Source organism: Streptomyces sp. 378 (assembly GCF_030124145.1).
Lineage (GTDB): Bacteria > Actinomycetota > Actinomycetes > Streptomycetales > Streptomycetaceae > Streptomyces.
The window spans coordinates 1-16,074 of the sequence record NZ_JASKMS010000061.1 but is presented as its reverse complement, the minus strand read 5'-3'; the positions used below and the strand labels follow the sequence as shown (position 1 = coordinate 16,074).

Sequence of the window (16,074 nt, the reverse complement as noted above, 5' to 3'; positions counted from 1 at the left end):
ACCTTCAGCAAGAAGCAGTAACCAAGTCCGGAACGGACATCAACTCACGAACCGCCCACTGATCAGGTCGGCGGTTTGGGCGCCGGTGGTGGTGCGGGGGTTGAGGCGGTGGATTTCGTCGATGAGGACGAGTTGGACGCCCGCTTGGGTGTAGGTGTGGCAGACGGCGTCGGTGATCTGGGTCTGGGTCATGCGGGTGGTGACGGGGATGCCGAGGTAGCGGGCGAATTCGGTGATGAGGGTTTTTGCGGTGGCGCCGGGAGGGACCAGGACGTACGCCACGGGTGCCGTGGCGTGGGCTGACCCGGGCGGGGGCGGGTTCTTGCGGGTGTGGGCGAGGTGGCAGGCGCGGCCGACGTTCAGCAGGGCGGTGGTTTTCCCGGCTGCGGCGGGTCCGGTGACGATCAGGGAGGGCCGTGCGGTGGTCTGCTGGTGGCGGCCGAGGACCATCAGGGTGCGGACCTGGGTGGCGAGCTTGCTGATGGCGGGGGTGCGGATGGTGACGAACGCGGAGTGGTAGGCGAGGCGTTCCTCAAGGCTGCGGGGCGGGTCGTCGGGCTGTGGCGGGGCGGGCGGGTTGGTGGTGGCGAAGCGGTGCCAGCCCTGCCAGGTGGTCAGGGGCCAGGAAGGTTCGGCCGTGTTGCCGCTGCCCGCGTCGGCGGGTGCGCGGGGCGGTTGGTGCGCTGCGGGGTGGGGGCGGGTGTTCACCACTTGTCGGCTTCCTCGTATGCGTCGTAGAGCCCGAATCCGGCGGCCGCGGCGGGGCGGGTGTCGTCCTCGGGGAGGTCGTCGATGCTGTCGTCCTCTCCGTGCTGCGCCGACTCGCCGGTTATGGGGCCGGTGCCGGATTGCGGGTGCCGTGCGGCCAGAACCGGCAGCGTGGTGGCGCGGGCGAGGAGAGCTTGTTCGGTTCTGGTGGCGTGGCCGCTGTGGACGCGGCGCATGAGCTGGTCGAGGGCGTCGGCCAGGCCGGCCTCATGCTGCTGGCTGTCGTCGTGGTTGTTGTGGTGGGCGTGGGTGCGGATGTGCTGCCAGGTGTGGTCGTTGAACGGCTGATGGACGTGGTCGCGGTGGATCCAGGGGATTTCGGTGAGCTCGCCGTCGGGCAGGCGGATCCAGATTTGGCGGACGTCGTGGGGGTTGTAGTGGATTTCCCATTTCCCGCCCCGGCCGGCGACGGGGGAGGCCTGGCCGCGGTACGGGGCGAGGAGATCGTGGTCGTAGGTGCGGTGGTGGATTGTGATGCCGGCGGGGGTGATGGCCTGCCAGCGCACGGGCAGCAGTTCGAGGTAGTCGCTGCCGGTGAGCGGGACGGGCACGTACCCGGCGACGGCGACCAGCGCGGCCCACATCTGGTTGGGGGTGAGGGCCTTTCTCGGCATCATCGGGTGGCGCAGGCCTTCGTGGGGCCGGTGGTGGTAGTGCACCAGCCACTCATCGAGGAGGTCTTGGAGCTGGGGGACGCTGTAGCAGGTGTCTTTGTCGGTGTCGGGGCCGCGGCGGGTGACGTCGGATCCGGTGTAGCCGGGCAGGTGCTGGCAGAACAGGGCGTTGATGGTGCCGAAGGTCCGCTCGACGATGCCTTTGGCGGTAGGGGCGCGGGGCGGGGCGGGCTGGACGCTGATGCCGAGGTGTTCGCAGGCGGCGGTGAACGCGGCGGAGACGAAGACTTTGCCGCGGTCGACGACGATCGTCTCGGGCAGGACGAAGGGCCGGGCCGCCGCGGCGGCCAGTCGCGCGTCCAGCGCGGCCAGCCGCTGGTGGGGGAGAGCGGGGGCGTGGTCCATGCGCAGGATGTCCGGCCAAGTGGGGCGGGCGGGGTGCGGGACGGCCATCTCCGCCAGCAGCAGCGCCGCGTCGACGGCTTTTGTCGCACTCGGGCACAGCACGGCGGCGAGGATGGCGCGGGTTGCGACGTCGACGGCGATGGTCAGTTCGGGCCGGGCCAGACGCCCGTCGTCGAAGAGGGCCAGGACGTCCAGGCGGGTGGTGTCGACCTGGACCTGCTCGCCGGGTCGCAGCGCCGTAGCTGGGGAGAATGCCCGCCCGTCGACGCTCGCCGGTACTTGCCGGACGGGTCCGCAGGGCAGTTCGCCGGGCCGGGCGAGGTTGGTGACGAGCCGGTACAGCGTGGCCTGGGACGGCGCGGGCACGGTGCCTGGGCCGTGCCGGTCCTCGAGGATCTGGTTGATCAGCGGGAACAGGCCGTTGATGGTGCCCTTGGAGCGGCCGCGGCGGCGGCGCAGCGCTTCGCGGACGGCGGCGACGACCCGTTCGTCGGCCCGGCCGGTGGGGCGGGAAGCGCGGGTGGTGCGGTGGTCGAGCAGCCCCCACAGGCCTTGCTTGCGGTAGGCGAGCCGCATGCGCTGCACCGTGGTGCGCGAGACCCGGCCGAATCCGAGCGCGGTCAGCTCCTGGGCCTTGGCCTGCTCCCGTTCGGCCAGCGTGTACCGCTCGGGGTCGTACTGCTCGCGCACTGCTCCTTCGCTGCCGGGCCCGCCAGGCAGGCCGCATTCGACTTCCCTGACGTGTCGTTGCCACGCTAGCGCCTTCTCACGCGCCGCGGCAGGGGCGGTCTCGAACAGCCCCCACTGCGGGGCCGCCTGAGGCGCATCGGCCCCGACGACGGTGAAGCCGGGGTCGGCGAACAGGTGCCCGGCGAGCACGGCCTCACCGCCGCCGTCCGGGCCGACGAGGTGGATGTCCTGTCCCGACAGGGCGACCACTTGCCACTTCATGCCACGGAAGCGGATGTGAGCACCGACCTTCACGGCCGGCCGGGCATTGCGCCGCGCGGTCACCGGGCATCTCCGCTCTGGGGGCCGCTCCAGTCCCGCGGGCCGACGGGGACGCGTTCGTGCAGCGGCGTGTCCAGGCCGGCCGTCAGCTGTCCGTGCCACAGGGCGTGACAGACGGCGGGCAGGACCTCGATGGGGTCGCCGGCCGCGCTGGCGCCTTCGATCAGCGGCCGCGGCCGCGTGAACGCCTCCAAGACAGCGGGCATCAGGCCGGGCTGGCCGGCGTTGCTGTCGTCGCCCAGTCTTTCTACGTTGTCGCTGTGGCTTCAAGCTGGGGTTTCTCAGTTCTTCTGAGTGCTATTCGCGGTGCCCGGTGTGCTCGGGGAGTGGTTCTGGTTGGGGCCGTGGTGGCTGACCTGTGTGTACGTCGTCTGTGCAGGTTGGCCGGGTGTGGTGCAGTTCCAGTGGGCTGCTACTTGGTGGGGCGGCGTCAGGTGGTGTCGGGGTTGGCGAGGTCGTCTCGGGTGAGGGTGACGCGGGTGGCTTTGCCGGCTTTGCTGGCGGTGGTGGTGGGTGGCGCCACGCGGACGTGGATGAAGTAGACGCGGACGCCTGCGAGTTCGGTGTGCGGGGGCCAGGCTGCGGGGGTGCCGTCGGTGGGCAGTTCCAGGAGTTTGTCGCTGATGTTGTAGATGACGAGGTAGGCGGTGTGCTGCCCGTAGTCGTGGGCGTACTTGACGATCTGGTGCAGCCCTTTGACGAGGTAGTGCTTGCCCCGTCCGCTTCCGTCGAAGATCTTGCCGTCGCAGACGAGGGGGTCGCGGCCGTCGAGGTCGCCGACGAGGTCGGCTTCGCCGGAGGCTGAGCGAGGCTTGGCGTGGGTGATGTGGTCGCCTTCGAGGAAGAGGAAGCGCTGCAGGTCGAGGTTGTAGACCTCTTCGCCATTGGCGCGGTCGGCTTCGAAGCGCGCGTACAGCTCTTCGCGGTCGAACCATTCGATGCGGGTCCGGTAGCGCTCGAGGGTGTGCAGGATGCTGCTCTCGGCACCGACGCGCTCGCTGAGGAAGTCGAACAGGGGCTGCAGGATGTCCTCGGCGAACTTACGCCACCTGTTCTGATGGGGCCCTTGCATGCTGTAGCCGATCGCGGCACGCAGTCCGACTTTGGGATCGCTCGCTTCCTTGGAAGCAATGTCCTGCATCAGTTCCCAGATGAGGGTGGCTCGCCCTTGTTCGGTTCGGCTGGGCCAGACGAACCGGCCGCTGCGGGTCAGTGCGGTGCGGAACCGCTCCCGGTCGACGCCTGGTTCTGCCCGGGCTGCTTCCTCGAGGATGCCTTTGAGGGCGGGTTGGCTGCTGATCCAGGTGACCGCGAGGTGGACTTCGTGGCCGGCGCTGGCGTAGGGCGCGGTCACCAGTTTGCGGAGGCGTTCGCGTACGGCTACCTGGAGGCGCTGCTGATACTTCACCGGAAGAGGCCTTTCAGAGCTTGTGCGATCTGCTGCTGGACGGCGTCGCCCGCGTTCTGCGCGACGCCGGTCTCGTCGACCAGCCAGATGTGGGTGTAGCAGCAGGGGCAGGTCACGGCGGTCTGGGCCACGATCTCCGAGTAGCGAACCCACATCAGGTAACCGCAGGCGGGCAGGCCGTTTCGAGGTCCGCGCTCAGGAACTGTGTCGCGAGGAAATCGTCCATGGCGGGATTGTTCCGTATGGGTCTGACAGTGGTGGTGTTGTCGGTTCTATCTGGGGCGGATGCCGATGGTGGTGAGGAGGTGTTGCTGCTGGGGGTGGAGGGTGTTCCAGCGGGTGCGTTGTCTGTCGGTCCATCGCTGGAGGGTGGGGGAGTGGTCCTGGCCGGTGTGGTGGTGCAACTTGGCTTGCTGGTAGGTGCGTTGCCAGATGCTGGGCCAGGGTGGGTTCCACCAGGGGTCGATGGTGTCGAGTGCCTGGGTGGTGGTGGGGGAGAGGCGGCCTTGTCGGGCTGCGCGGCGTTTTTGCACGAGCCAGCGGCCCAGGGGGAACTCGTCGTGGTGGGTGTCGGCGCTGGGGGAGAGGTGGCCGTGGGCCTGGGCGTAGTCGCGGGCGTGGGCGAGTCCGGGACTTGAGGGGTAGACGCGGCTGGTCCGGCGGCGGCCGACGGGGGCGATGCCCAGGTCGGTCAGGAGTTGTTGCTGTTCGGGGCGTAGATGGGGCCAGGCGGCGTGTTGTGCTCTGATCCAAGTTCGTACGTCGGCCGGGACACCGTGGGGGCGGGCCTGGGTGGTGCGGGCGCGGGTGCAGGCGCGCTGCCAGGCCAGGTCCCAGGGCGGGTTCCACCACGGGTCGATCGCGGCGAGGGCCTGGTGGCGGGCGCTGGGGGTGGTGTCGCGTCGGGCCTGTTGGCGTTGGTCGTTGAGCCAGCGGCCGAGGGGGAAGCCGTCGTGGACGGTGGAGTAGGCGGCGGCCAAGGTGTGGTGGGTGCCGGCGTAGTCGCGGGCGTGGGCGAGCGCGGTCTCGGCGTACGGGGTGAGGGGCCGGGTGTGGGCGGCTTCGCGGGTGAGGCCGATGTCGGCCAGGAGGCGCTGCTGGTCGGGATGCAGGTCGTCGTAGTGGGTGCGCTGCAGGCGTAGCCAGGCCCGCTGGGTGGGGGCGAAGCTGCGGAAGTGGTGGTCGGCGTCGAGCCGGTGGCCGGCTTCGATCTGGTCGTGGATGTGCTGCCAGGTGCGCTGCCACGCCAGGGTCCAGGGCGGGCACCACCAGGGATCGACCCTGTCCAGCGCCTTCGCCGCGGAAGAAGGAGGTGTGTCCCGGTCGGCGTCGGAACGGGCGTGCTGGCGCTGCCGGCGCAGCCACCGCCCGAGCTGGAATCCGTCGTGGACGGTGTCGATCGCGGCAGCGAGGGTTCGGTGCGTCGCGTGGTAGGAGCGCGCGTATCCGAGACCGACGGCGAAGTCGACCTCGCGCTCGGCGGGCCGGGCGGCGGCGCTGCGAGCAGTCTCCCCTGTCAGTCCGATACATGCGAGCAGGTCCTGCTGGTCGGGCTGGAGGGTGTCGTACTGGGCGCACTGGGTGGTCAGCCATGTGGCGAGCGCGCTGCTGATGCCGGGGAATCCCGCCGCGGGCTCCAGGACGTGGCCGCCTCGGACATGGGTGTGTGACTGGTGCCAGGAGCGCTGCCATTCCAGTGTCCAGGGCGGGTTCCACCAGGGATCGATCGCCGACAGCGCCTGCGCCCGGGACGAGGGGGCGCCGTGACGGTGCTGGTAGGCGCGGTCCTTGCTGCGCTGGTTGGACAGCCACTGTCCCAGCTTCAGTCCGTCCTGGACGGTGTCAGTGGTCGCGTTCACCAGCGTGCCGTGGGCCTCGGCGAAGGCGCGGGCGCAGGCGAGGGCGCGCTGGAAGTGGCTGGCCATGTGCTTGCGGCGGGGCCGGGCCGCCCGGGCGCTCTCGGGGGTGAGGCCGATGTCGGCCAGGAGGCGCTGCTGTGCGGGGTGCAGCTCGTCGTAGCCGGTGCACTGGTTGTACAGCCATTCGCCCAGGCCGAAGCTGGTAGTGGGGAAGCCGCGGTCGGGCCGCAAGGGTCCGCGGGCGCGGACGTGGTCACGGGCCTGGTAGTAGAAGCGCTGCCACATCACCGTCCACGGCGGCCGCCACCACGGATCCAGCGCCTCGAGTTCCGCGACATGTTCGGGCGGCATCGCCGGGAACTTCCGATGATTCGACAGCCATCGGCCCAGGGCAAAGCCGTCGAACCGGCTGTGGATCGGGGCGGCGAGATGGCCGTGTACCGCGGCGTAGGCACGGGCGTGTGCCAGCCCCGTTGTGAACGCCTGATCCGACCTGTGCCGGAGCCCCAGGTGCAGCTGTCCACCGCCCGCAGCCTTCTCCGGCTGCTGTGCGGCGTCGCGGTAGGCGGTGAGTTCGCGGGCGATGGGGCGGGGCCGGTGCGCCATGTGCAGCGTCCACAGCCGGTCGGCGACGGCTGCGTCCGCGGCGGCCCGTACGCAGTGCTGCGCCCAGAGCAGCAAAGGACCGGCCGAGGTCGAGGCGATCCGCTCAACAAGCCACGGCCGCCCCGTGACCCGCGCCAGTTCGCCGACCAGACCAGGCACGTGAGCGAGCGTGTGAGGCAGATGTCCGCCGGTGTCGGCGAGCAGCCGCTGCCTGGTGCGTTCATCGGTGAGGACCGAGGTGAGGGCGACGATCTCGGGGTAGGTGACCGCGTCCCTGGCCAGCAGCCGCCACCAGCCGGGATCGGCCCCCTGCGGCGTGAGTTGGCGTACTCGGCGCGGCCACTGCTCTTCTTCGGACCATTGCTGCGCCCACCAGGAGACGACCACGGCATGCGCGACCTCGAACGCACGAACGGCTTCAGGCCGATGGCGCAGCAGATCCAGATGCCGCCGGTGCGCCGCGACCACCTCCGCCAGCCCCGCCAGGTCCACCTGCTCGGTGTCGGCCGGCGCGCCGTCGATCCAGTGGGTTCCGAGCATCCAGCGCCGGTGGCGCGGGCAGATCCGGGTGTGCGGCTGCAGATACACCCGTGCGGGCTTGGTCCGTCCGGTGCGTGCGGCTGTGCACAACCGGCAGCCTTCTCCCGCAGCGGGCACTACGCTCCCGAAGCGGAACCGCCCGGCTGCCCCCGCCCCGTCCGGCGAGAGGGGTTCTTGGGCGGTCCAGGCGGGCAGGGCCCGCTGAAGGACCTCTTCGGGGACGCGGCAGAACGCGGAGACGCGGGCGCGGGCTTCGGCGTTGAGGTAGACCTCGCCGTCCGTTCGGTAGCCCTTGAATAGGCCTCCGCCGACCTGGAGCAGTGCCGGGATGAGGTCTCGGACGCCGAGCCGGTAGCGGTCGGCCAGCCGGTCCAGGTACGACAGGTTCGTCTCGCCCCGCAGTGGCGCGAGCCGCACCGGCCCCAGACGTGCCGTCGCCGTACGCGGCGGCTGCGGCTGTGGTGGAGGAAAGTCGTGCATCAGGGAACAGAGGCCGTTCCTGGCGGGCTTGGATGTACCGGCATCCGAGCTGTGGCTAAACGGGGGAGCTGGACGGACGGTTGAGGCAGACGCCGCCGGTCAGGGCTGGCGTTGCGAGGGCATCCGGCGGCGGTGCGGTGCCCGGGCGCGTTGTTCGGCGGCGGTGTCGAGTTCGATCTGTTCGAGGAGCTTCTTGGTGATCTTCTCGGTGCCGTCCAGCAGGGACACCAGGGCGGCTTCCCGGATGAGGTGGGAGAGGCTGCCCATGCGGCCGCCGGTGCGGGCGTGCAGGTAGGCGGCGTGCGTGACCAGCGTGCCCGGCCGGTGGCGGCGCAGCCGCAAGGCGCTGTCCATGCTGTGCACCAGGTCGTGCCAGATCTGCTGGTCCGCGCCGCTGCCGTAGCGCAGCGGCTGGTTGCGCACGATTTTGAAGCGGCCGGCGAGCTGGGAGCCGCGCACGCCGGTCAGCAGGGGGGAGGTCTCGACGTCGATGCCGGAGTAGACGAAGGTCGCCGGGATCCGCTCGCCGAGGTACTTCAGCTGATCAGAGGTCTCGGCGCCGGCCCGGCTGCGGGTGTCCATCAGGTGCACGTCGTCGACCAGGACGAGCTGGGTGCTCATCTCGCACAGCAGCTCGCACACGGCGTTGGTGATCTGGATCTGGTTCATCCGTTCCAGGGCGGGCAGGCCGAGGAAGCGGGCGAACTCGCTGATGAGCATCTTCGGGGTGGAGGACGGCGGCACGGTGATGAACAGCACCGGCAGCCGCCCGTCCTGGTTGGGGTGGCGGCGCCGGTCGGCGAGTTCGACGGTGCGCCCGAGCTGCTGCATCGCGGTGGTCTTCCCGGTGGTGGCCGGCCCGGAGATGATCAGGCCGCGCCGGGCTCCGCCCTGCTGGCCGCGGTTAAGCAGCAGCAGGCGGCGTACCGCGGTGGAGATGGTGTCCATGGCGGGGGTCTTCAGCACCACGAACCGTGCGTGGTAGTCCTCCCGCTGCTCCAGCGTCCATTCCTGGTCGCCGGCGTCCCCTGCCGGTGCGTGGGGCGTATCGACGAACTGCTGCCACCCGTCCCACGTGGTCAGCGGACTGAACGTGCTCGTGGTGGCGGGCTGGGCCGCTGTCACCATGCCTGGGCCTCCTGGTACGGGTCGTAGATGCGCATGCCGCCCGCCCCGGTGGTGTCCAGCGTCTGCTCAGCGGACTGGTCCCGGTCCGTTTCGCCCGTCGGCCTGGATGCTTCGGCTTCATCCGCATGGTCTGCTGCGGCGTCCTGGCCGTCGGCGAGGGCGGCGAGAAGGTAGTCCTCGCCGTCCGGGTCGTCCTCGAGGTCGTCCAGGCTGTCGTCGGTGTCCCAGCCGTCGCCGTCTTCAAGCGGGACGGTGAAGGAACCGGGCAGCCCGAACGAGGCCCCCGGCGCCAGAGGCGCAGGCCACTGCTGCGGGGCGGTGGCGGGGGCGGAATCGGTCATCTGCGCGGCCGCCTGGGCCCGGGCGGCTACCGTCCGCTCTCGCCTGCTGCCCAGTCCCTGGCTGGCACGGCGCAGCAGCTCATCCAGTGCCTGGGCGATCGCCGCCTCGTGCTCTTCACGGCCATGCCGGCGCTGGACGGTGCGGCGGACGTGGTCGAAGGTGAACGCGGTGAACGGGCGCCTGACCGCCGCCGCGTGGACCCACGGCACCTCGAGCCAGCCCTCGGGCAGGCGCACCCACACCCGGTTCGGATCGTAGGGGTTGTGGTGGACCTCCCACCGGCCGTTCTTGTCCGCCCGCGGTGAGCGGCGGCGCCGGTAGGGGTTCAGGCCGGGGTGGTCGTAGGTGCGGTAGCCGAAGCGGATGCCGTAGTCGTTGACGGCCTGCCACCGAAGAGGCAGCAGCTCGACGTAGTCGTCGGCGGACAAGGGCACCGGTACATGACCGGTCACCGCCACCAAAGCCGCCCACATCTCGTTCGGGGAGACGGCGATGCGCGGCATCATCGGGTGCCGCAGCGCCTCGTGCCGGCGCTCCTGCCACCCGCAGATGACCCACTCGTCCAGCAGTTCCTGAAGCTGCGTCAGGCTCCAGCAGGCATCCTGCTCCGCGGCCGCGCCCCGCTGGGAGACGTCCGAGCCGGTGTGGCCCGGCAGGTACTGGCTGAACCCGTCGGCAATGGCGCGGAAGGCCCGCTCCACGTTCCCCTTCGCCGGGCCGTTCGCCGGCGGCACCGGCTGCACCGACACCCCCAGGCTCTCGCACGCGGAGATGAATGAAGCCGACACATACACCCGGCCCTGGTCCACGACCACCGTCTCCGGCATGATCACCGGCCGGGCGGCCGCCTGCTCCAGCCGCGCGTCCAACGCGATCAGCCGCTCGTAGGGGATGACCGACCGCTGCATGGACAGCGCCGCATCCCAGCCCGGCCGCATCGCCGTCGGCACCACCATCTGCGCCAGCAGCATCGCCGCGTCCGCCGACGTCGTGCCCACCGGCCGCAGCACCGCGGCGCAGATGCTGCGCGTCGCCACGTCCAGCGCGATACACAGTTCAAGACGGCCGGTCACACCATCGTCCAGCACCGCCAGGACATCCAGCGGCGTGCTGTCCAGCATCACCAGCTCACCCGGGCGCAGTGCCACCGTCGGCGTGAACGGAGGTGCTGGCCGCGACGCATGCCAGCGCCGCTGTGTGGCTGTCCCCAAAAGGCCCTGTCCGTCGGCCACCGCGTGCACCAGCCGGTTGAACGTCGACGCCGGCGGCAGGGCCACCGCCCCAGGGCCGTACTCCTCCTCCAGCAGCCAGCCCACCTGGCGGCGCAGCCGCACCAGCGTGCCCGTCGACCGCTCCCGCTGTTCCTCCAGCGCCTTCCTGACTGCCGCGACCACCCGCTCATCGGCCCGCCCCAGGGCCGACCGCTCCCGCACCGCCCGGCCGTCGACCAGCCCCCCACAAGCCCTCGCTGCGGTAGCGCGCACGCATCCGGCGCACCGTCGCCGTACTCGCCGCCCAGCCTGCCGCTGTCAACTCCTCGGCCTTCGCCCGCTCCCGCTGCGCCAGGCTCCGTGTCGCCGGATCGAACTGCTCACGCGGGGCGCCCTGCCCGACCGCGTCAGGAAAGCCGGTCTCCACCTCCCGCACATGCCGCTGCCACGCCAGAGCCCGATCCCGCACCTCGACCGGCAGTGCCTCCAGCAGCCCGAACGGCGGCACCCTCCCCGGCGCCGGCCCGCCTTCCACCTCGAAGGACGGATCGGCGAACAGGTAGGGCAGCAGCACCACCGCAGAGGCGCCCTCGTCACTCACCAGCGTGGCCCGGGCGCCTTCCAGCACGGCGAGCGTCCATACCCGTCCGTCGTAGCGAAGGCGCGCCCCGACTTCGACAACCGCCTGCGTCACGCTGCTTCGGCCTCCTGCCGTGCGACCGAGACGACAACGTGCTCGTGCAGCGGTTCGTCCAGCCGCACCCGCAGCACACCGCTCCACAGCGCGTGAAAGACCGCAGGCCACACGGCGATCGGATCCCCCAGTTCACACACCGCCTCCACCGCCGGCCGCGGACTGCCGAAGGCCTCCAGCAGAGCCGGCATCCACGGACCTGCGGCGTACCGGGGATGCCGGTAACCCGCCAGCCACCGCACGTTGGCCACCAGCACCGGATCCGGCGGCCCCGCGAGCCGGTAGGACCAGCCCGCTGCCTCGGCGGCCACCGCCACAACCCGTGCCCGCTTTGCCAGCCGGGCAGAGGGGCCGCTGCGTCCGGCGCAGTCGAGGAACAGGCCACTGCCGTCCTGAAGCCTGGCCATCAGCTGCGGCGCATGACCGACAGCCTTGCCGTCCTCACGCCACACCAGTTCCACTGGCCGGCAGGCCAGCGCCGCCACCGCCGGATCCCGGTCCAGCAGCATCAGCTCGGTCCGCATGACACCGGACCCGTACGCCACCAGCCGCCCGGTCGTCGACGACCACCACCAGCCAGGAGCAACCCGCCGCCCGGGCCGGACGGGGAAAGGCCGTACCGCAGGACTCTCCTCGAAGACGACGTCCTGCGCAGCCTCAAGCCACGGGACCTGACGCGAGCACCCCAGAGGGTCTCGAAAGCGCACATCGATCAGGCTGGCATCTACAGACGCAGCGTCTTCGCGTCGAACAGCACCACCCGTACTGTGCGGCTCGGGGATGCGGCACCCTGCCGCAGACACCGCGGACGATGCGGCCTCCTGGCTGCTGTCGATGATCACGTACTCCACACAACGCCATACCTGGCCTGCCGCGCAGGAGAACCGGCCGGTAACCGCAACATCGGTGCAACCGCCGGATGTTGGGCTGCGCGCACCCAGGGTGCCGCGCCCGGGCACCGGTGTCAGTGCGAAGTCCCGCACTTTCACGTTCCCATGGCAGGCCGTTGTGTCAGTCCTCGCCCTCACCCATGGCGAACACCGCGGCCAGCTCCTCGGCGGGCAGACGGGACCACTGGGCCACCTCCTCCAGCGCGACCCCGGAGGCGACGGCCGCGGCGGCGGTATGCAGCACGGCCCGGTCGATCAGCTCGGCACTCTGACTGAGGTGCTCCAGCAGCGTGCGGGCCACCTCGGCGGTGGTGCCGCTGTGTACGCCGCGCAGCTCCACCAGCTGTTCGCGCGCCTCGTCGACCAACTGCGTGATGCGGAACCGTTGTTCGACAGGAACGGTGGCCCGCCACCGGGTACCCGAGCCGCCCGCCTGCTGCTCTGCCGCCAGGACGCGCAGTTGGCCGGCCATCGTGGCGGGCTGCTGTTCCCGCTTCAGCCGCCACGGATCCTCCGGCCAGTCCGGAGGCCCCGTCTCGTGGCGGCGGGCGCGCACGATCGCGCCCTTCCAATCGTTCAGCGGGCTGCCGTGGTCGGCCGCAAGTTCGGGGCCCAGCCAGGTGCGGCCCACCCGCTCGCCCAGCCGGTGACAGAACGGGTCGTCGGCGCTCCGCGCCCGAGGCTGCATCCCGCCGCTTGCCTGCCAGGCCACCTCGGCCATGGCCGGCTCCAGCAGCGCCTGCGCCACGGCCACCACCTCCGGGAAGATCGCCGCGTCCCGGCCCACGATCCGCCACCACGCAAGCCGTGATCCCGCGTTGCCGCCCGCCAAATGGTGCAGACGGTCCGGCCAGATCTCCTCCTGCTCCCAGGACAGGGCCTGCTCCCACCAGCGGGCCACCACCGCATGCGCCAGCGTGAACGCCTGCTCCGGCTCCACCCCGGCGCGCACCGCACGCCGTGCCACGCCCGGCCACCGCCGCTGCGCGCCCACCACCTCCGGCAGCCGCCGCAACTCCAGGTGCTCCAGCGGGTGGTCGGCATCCGCGTCCAGCAGCCAGCGCCCGTGCCGCAGACAGACACGCTGCCACCGTGGCACGTACCGCACCGCCCGAAGCGCCTGCCCGGTACGCCGCGCGGTGCACAGCCGGCAGCCATAGGCAGCCACACCCGCCGCCGTGCTCGCCACCCTCCACCGCGCCTGCACCACCCCGGCCTCCCGGCCGGCGCTGATCTTGGGGTCGTCCACAGCGAACGCCGGCAGAGCGTGCGTCAGCACCTCCCGCTTTACCCCGCACAGCTCGGCGAGCGCCTCCCGCCCGGCCTCGTTGAGGACGATCTCTGCATCCGCCCGGATGCCACCGCCGTCGTGGCGGGCGGCGGAGTTGCGGCACGTCCACAGCCGCAGCACGCTGCTGGCTGGGAGGCGGCAGCGGGCCGCCACCCGGTTGATCAGCGATGAGGTCAGCTCACCGTCCAGCGGCACGGTCCGCAACACCCCGACTGCCAACACCTCACCTCGATGTCCTCTTCGGCTTACACCACGTCTTCAGGTTCTAATCGAACCCACCGATACACACAGGGGATCCCGTGCCGGATGCCGGTGAGGCATCTGGCGCCTGCTGCCGTGCTGGGACGCCGGTCTGCCGATTGTCAGTGGTGCGTGGGAGTCTTTGAGTACGTCACCGGCACAACGAGCGGAGAGTACTGAGGTGCATGCCATGACTGTGCGCGTTCGCCATGCAGGCCCTCCCGCGCCGTCAGGGTGCCGGTGGTGTGGTGAGGAGCAGAGCCGGCACGGGCGGCGCTGGGTGTCGTCCGTCGGGGTGCATGCGTGGGAGGAGCCCACGCGTGAGCAGCGCCTGAGCCGGATGCAAGCACGCCGTTCACTGCGGCGTGGTCAGTCCTCGGGCCAGTAGGCCAGACCTGCCTCCCGGGCGACCTTGATCGCATCCTCGAAGGACTTCACCAGGGGACGCGGGACGTCGGCTGCTGTGCGTAGCCGACGGGTGAGCTCGACGACCATGTCTTCCTTGCCGTTGGGCGAGGTGGTGGAGTGCTGGCGCAGCAGGCCGTGCAACGACTTGCTGAACTTCCCCGTCTGGCGCAGATTACCCACATCCTGGGCGGCCCACTGCCGTTCGTCCTTGCGGGGCCAGACGGCGTTCATGGTGTCGGCCCACTGTTCGTCGCTGAAGAGGTCCTCGAGCTCGTTGGGATCTCCGAGGAAGAGACAGTCGGCCTCGGTGAATCCCTGTTTCTTCAGACGGTCGATGTTGAACTGCTTCTGCTTGTCGCGCATCGTGTCGGCGTCGACCAGGAACACCACGGTGCGCTTGTGCTTTTTGAGGAACTTGGCGAAGCTCAGGGCCCCGTCGTTGCCCTTGCAGTCCCACAGGGCGATGCCTGCGGACTGGATGGGGTATCCGAACGCCAGCTTGAAGAGGATGGGCAGGGCTGCGTACTCCGTGGGGCCCTCCACACCGACGAAGCAGCGTTCGTGCAACAGGACACTGTTTCGAAAGCCCAGGGAGAGGGCCATGTTCGACATGAACCTGCGGGTGTCTTCGTCGTCGTCTTCCGCACCGAGGGACTGTACGTAGGCACGTCCGTCCCGGCTGTTGAGGTGCACAATGTCCTGGATGTCGACGCCGTCGATCAGGTTCAGTGAATGGGTGGCGACGATCACGGTGGACTGCGCAGCCGATGCCGACACCTTGATCATCTGCATGATGCGGCGTTGGTGGTCGTAGTCCAGATGGGTGTCGGGCTCGTCATAGGCGATGATCACGCCGGGGCCATCGTCGGAATCCTCCGACAGGCAGTTCCTGACTGGCTTCCCACAGCGCCAGAGAAACACGACGCGACCGGCCAGAACCTGCTGCTGTCAACGACACGGCCCGCTGGCCCGGAGCTGCAGCGGTCAAGGACAGGCTGTTGACGGTCGGCCGGAACTGGACGCCCGGATCCACGGTGAATGCATCGAACGTGCACCGCTCCTCTACCAGCTTCTGCAACCGGACGACGTCGTCTTTGAGGAGAGCGGCAAACTCCTCCTCCAGATCCGTGATCTTCTTCCGGGTCTCCTCCCGCAACGTGTACTCACGCAGCTTCGCCGTCAGGATGCTGCGTACTACAGCTTCGGGAGACTCTGCCGCATCCCCCTTGAAATACAGCAACTGAGGAAGTGCAGAAGCGATCCCCTCGGGCGCCACGACCCAGTCGGTGACTTTGTCGTCGGTGCCGGCGGCGTGCTCGTTGAGCAGCTCTGCCCAGCTGTCCTTCACGTTCGGCTTGCCCTCGGGCAGCCTGAGCCCAAGCTCAGAGGCCAGGTCCCTCAAATCGCCGGCCTTCAGGGCGGCGATGTCCCGTAGGGCCAGATTCCGAGGCACCTTCGTCAACCACTCCAGACGGCCGCGCTCACCCTCCACATGACGTCGACGCACCCGGAGAAACGGCCCAGCGCCGAGCGTCTTCTCCTCCGCCGCGGAAAGAGCGAACCTGCCCTCGACCGTGACCGTGCGCCGCTCCTCGTCCTGGTCCGACGGCAGCGCTGCGCGCACGGGCTCAGCCTCGGCGAAATCGGAGATGTCGCTGTCGAGAACGCTGCGTTCGCCGAGCAGTACCGCGATCGCATCCAGCGTCGCTGTCTTCCCGCAGTCGTTGTGCCCGGTCAAGATCGTCTGCTTGTGGATAGGAATACTCTCGACGTGGCCCAACGAACGGAAGTTGCTGACGCTGAGTTCGACGAGTCGCACGGTGCTCCCTTGCAGTACGGCACGAGCGCGTGCGGTGGGCAGCCAGCAACGCGTCGGTGTAACGCCCCCATTTACAACGAGATGGAACTCTAGCGCCTGCCGGGACACGGGGGAGTGCCATCACACGAAGGTGCAGTTGGTGGCTCTGGCCTACGTGTCGCTCTCGAACAGCCGTGGGAAGCAACTGCCCATCCGGAGCCACCGAGCCGTCGAACCCACGCGAGTGACCAGATGACGGCAATCTTCCGGCGTGGGATCGAAGCGTGATGCTGGAGGTTGCCATTCGGTCAGTTAGACGTCATCTCATTTGGCTGACTCGGTAGGCTATCGCCCGTGGGGATCGTTGAGCGGCTGGTGCCT

General features: G+C 69.9%; 13 protein-coding genes. All 13 read right to left on the bottom strand.

The genetic code is table 11. The annotated features are described in order from the left end of the window. Positions 1 to 39: 39 nt before the first annotated feature. The 13 genes from QNO09_RS38975 to QNO09_RS38915 all read right to left on the bottom strand — a co-directional run bounded on the left by QNO09_RS38975 (position 40) and on the right by QNO09_RS38915 (position 15,714). The gene (locus tag QNO09_RS38975; RefSeq protein ID WP_283974970.1) at positions 40 to 708 is read right to left on the bottom strand and encodes an ATP-binding protein; all 669 of its coding nucleotides are present in this window, start codon (positions 706 to 708) and stop codon (positions 40 to 42) included. Further along, the gene (locus QNO09_RS38970) at positions 705 to 2,738 is read right to left on the bottom strand and encodes a TnsB C-terminal domain-containing protein (protein ID WP_283974969.1); all 2,034 of its coding nucleotides are present in this window, start codon (positions 2,736 to 2,738) and stop codon (positions 705 to 707) included. Before QNO09_RS38970 ends, QNO09_RS38975 begins: the two co-directional genes overlap by 4 nt. A 59-nt stretch (positions 2,739 to 2,797) precedes the next feature. Further along, positions 2,798 to 3,004, bottom strand: coding sequence for a hypothetical protein (locus QNO09_RS38965; protein WP_349637025.1), 207 nt, complete (start codon positions 3,002 to 3,004; stop codon positions 2,798 to 2,800). Between the two features lie 224 nt (positions 3,005 to 3,228). Then, positions 3,229 to 4,206, bottom strand: coding sequence for a hypothetical protein (locus QNO09_RS38960; protein ID WP_283974968.1), 978 nt, complete (start codon positions 4,204 to 4,206; stop codon positions 3,229 to 3,231). Beyond that, the gene (locus QNO09_RS38955; RefSeq protein WP_283974967.1) at positions 4,203 to 4,361 is read right to left on the bottom strand and encodes a hypothetical protein; all 159 of its coding nucleotides are present in this window, start codon (positions 4,359 to 4,361) and stop codon (positions 4,203 to 4,205) included. The genes QNO09_RS38960 and QNO09_RS38955 overlap by 4 nt, the downstream gene beginning before the upstream one ends. Before the next feature lie 117 nt (positions 4,362 to 4,478). Next, positions 4,479 to 7,691 carry a Helicase associated domain protein gene (locus QNO09_RS38950; protein ID WP_283974966.1) on the bottom strand — a complete coding sequence of 1,071 codons (3,213 nt, stop codon included), beginning with the start codon at positions 7,689 to 7,691 and terminating at the stop codon, positions 4,479 to 4,481. A gap of 99 nt (positions 7,692 to 7,790) precedes the next feature. After that, on the bottom strand, positions 7,791 to 8,819 hold the full coding sequence (locus QNO09_RS38945) for a TniB family NTP-binding protein (RefSeq protein WP_283974965.1): 1,029 nt from the start codon (positions 8,817 to 8,819) through the stop codon (positions 7,791 to 7,793). After that, complete coding sequence (locus QNO09_RS38940) at positions 8,813 to 10,594, bottom strand: TnsB C-terminal domain-containing protein (RefSeq protein ID WP_283974964.1); 1,782 nt, start codon at positions 10,592 to 10,594, stop codon at positions 8,813 to 8,815. The genes QNO09_RS38945 and QNO09_RS38940 overlap by 7 nt, the downstream gene beginning before the upstream one ends. Further along, positions 10,560 to 11,066, bottom strand: coding sequence for a hypothetical protein (locus QNO09_RS38935; RefSeq protein ID WP_283974963.1), 507 nt, complete (start codon positions 11,064 to 11,066; stop codon positions 10,560 to 10,562). Before QNO09_RS38935 ends, QNO09_RS38940 begins: the two co-directional genes overlap by 35 nt. After that, a complete protein-coding gene (locus QNO09_RS38930; RefSeq protein WP_283974962.1) occupies positions 11,063 to 11,917 on the bottom strand; it encodes a TnsA-like heteromeric transposase endonuclease subunit in 855 nt (284 codons plus the stop codon). Before QNO09_RS38930 ends, QNO09_RS38935 begins: the two co-directional genes overlap by 4 nt. 160 nt (positions 11,918 to 12,077) lie before the next feature. After that, a complete protein-coding gene (locus tag QNO09_RS38925; protein WP_283974961.1) occupies positions 12,078 to 13,466 on the bottom strand; it encodes a TniQ family protein in 1,389 nt (462 codons plus the stop codon). Positions 13,467 to 13,856: 390 nt separating this feature from the next. After that, positions 13,857 to 14,747, bottom strand: a complete 891-nt coding sequence (locus QNO09_RS38920) for an ATP-dependent nuclease (protein WP_283974960.1) — start codon at positions 14,745 to 14,747, stop codon at positions 13,857 to 13,859. Beyond that, positions 14,731 to 15,714 carry an AAA family ATPase gene (locus QNO09_RS38915; protein ID WP_283974959.1) on the bottom strand — a complete coding sequence of 328 codons (984 nt, stop codon included), beginning with the start codon at positions 15,712 to 15,714 and terminating at the stop codon, positions 14,731 to 14,733. The genes QNO09_RS38920 and QNO09_RS38915 overlap by 17 nt, the downstream gene beginning before the upstream one ends. Positions 15,715 to 16,074: the final 360 nt, after the last annotated feature.

What these genes read in the sequence shown, in the direction of transcription:
- QNO09_RS38970 (WP_283974969.1), bottom strand. Translation starts at nt 2,738, where the DNA reads ATGAAGTGGCAAGTGGTCGCCCTGTCGGGACAGGACATCCACCTCGTC.
- QNO09_RS38965 (WP_349637025.1), bottom strand. Translation starts at nt 3,004, where the DNA reads ATGCCCGCTGTCTTGGAGGCGTTCACGCGGCCGCGGCCGCTGATCGAA.
- QNO09_RS38955 (WP_283974967.1), bottom strand. Translation starts at nt 4,361, where the DNA reads ATGTGGGTTCGCTACTCGGAGATCGTGGCCCAGACCGCCGTGACCTGC.
- QNO09_RS38950 (WP_283974966.1), bottom strand. Translation starts at nt 7,691, where the DNA reads ATGCACGACTTTCCTCCACCACAGCCGCAGCCGCCGCGTACGGCGACG.
- QNO09_RS38945 (WP_283974965.1), bottom strand. Translation starts at nt 8,819, where the DNA reads ATGGTGACAGCGGCCCAGCCCGCCACCACGAGCACGTTCAGTCCGCTG.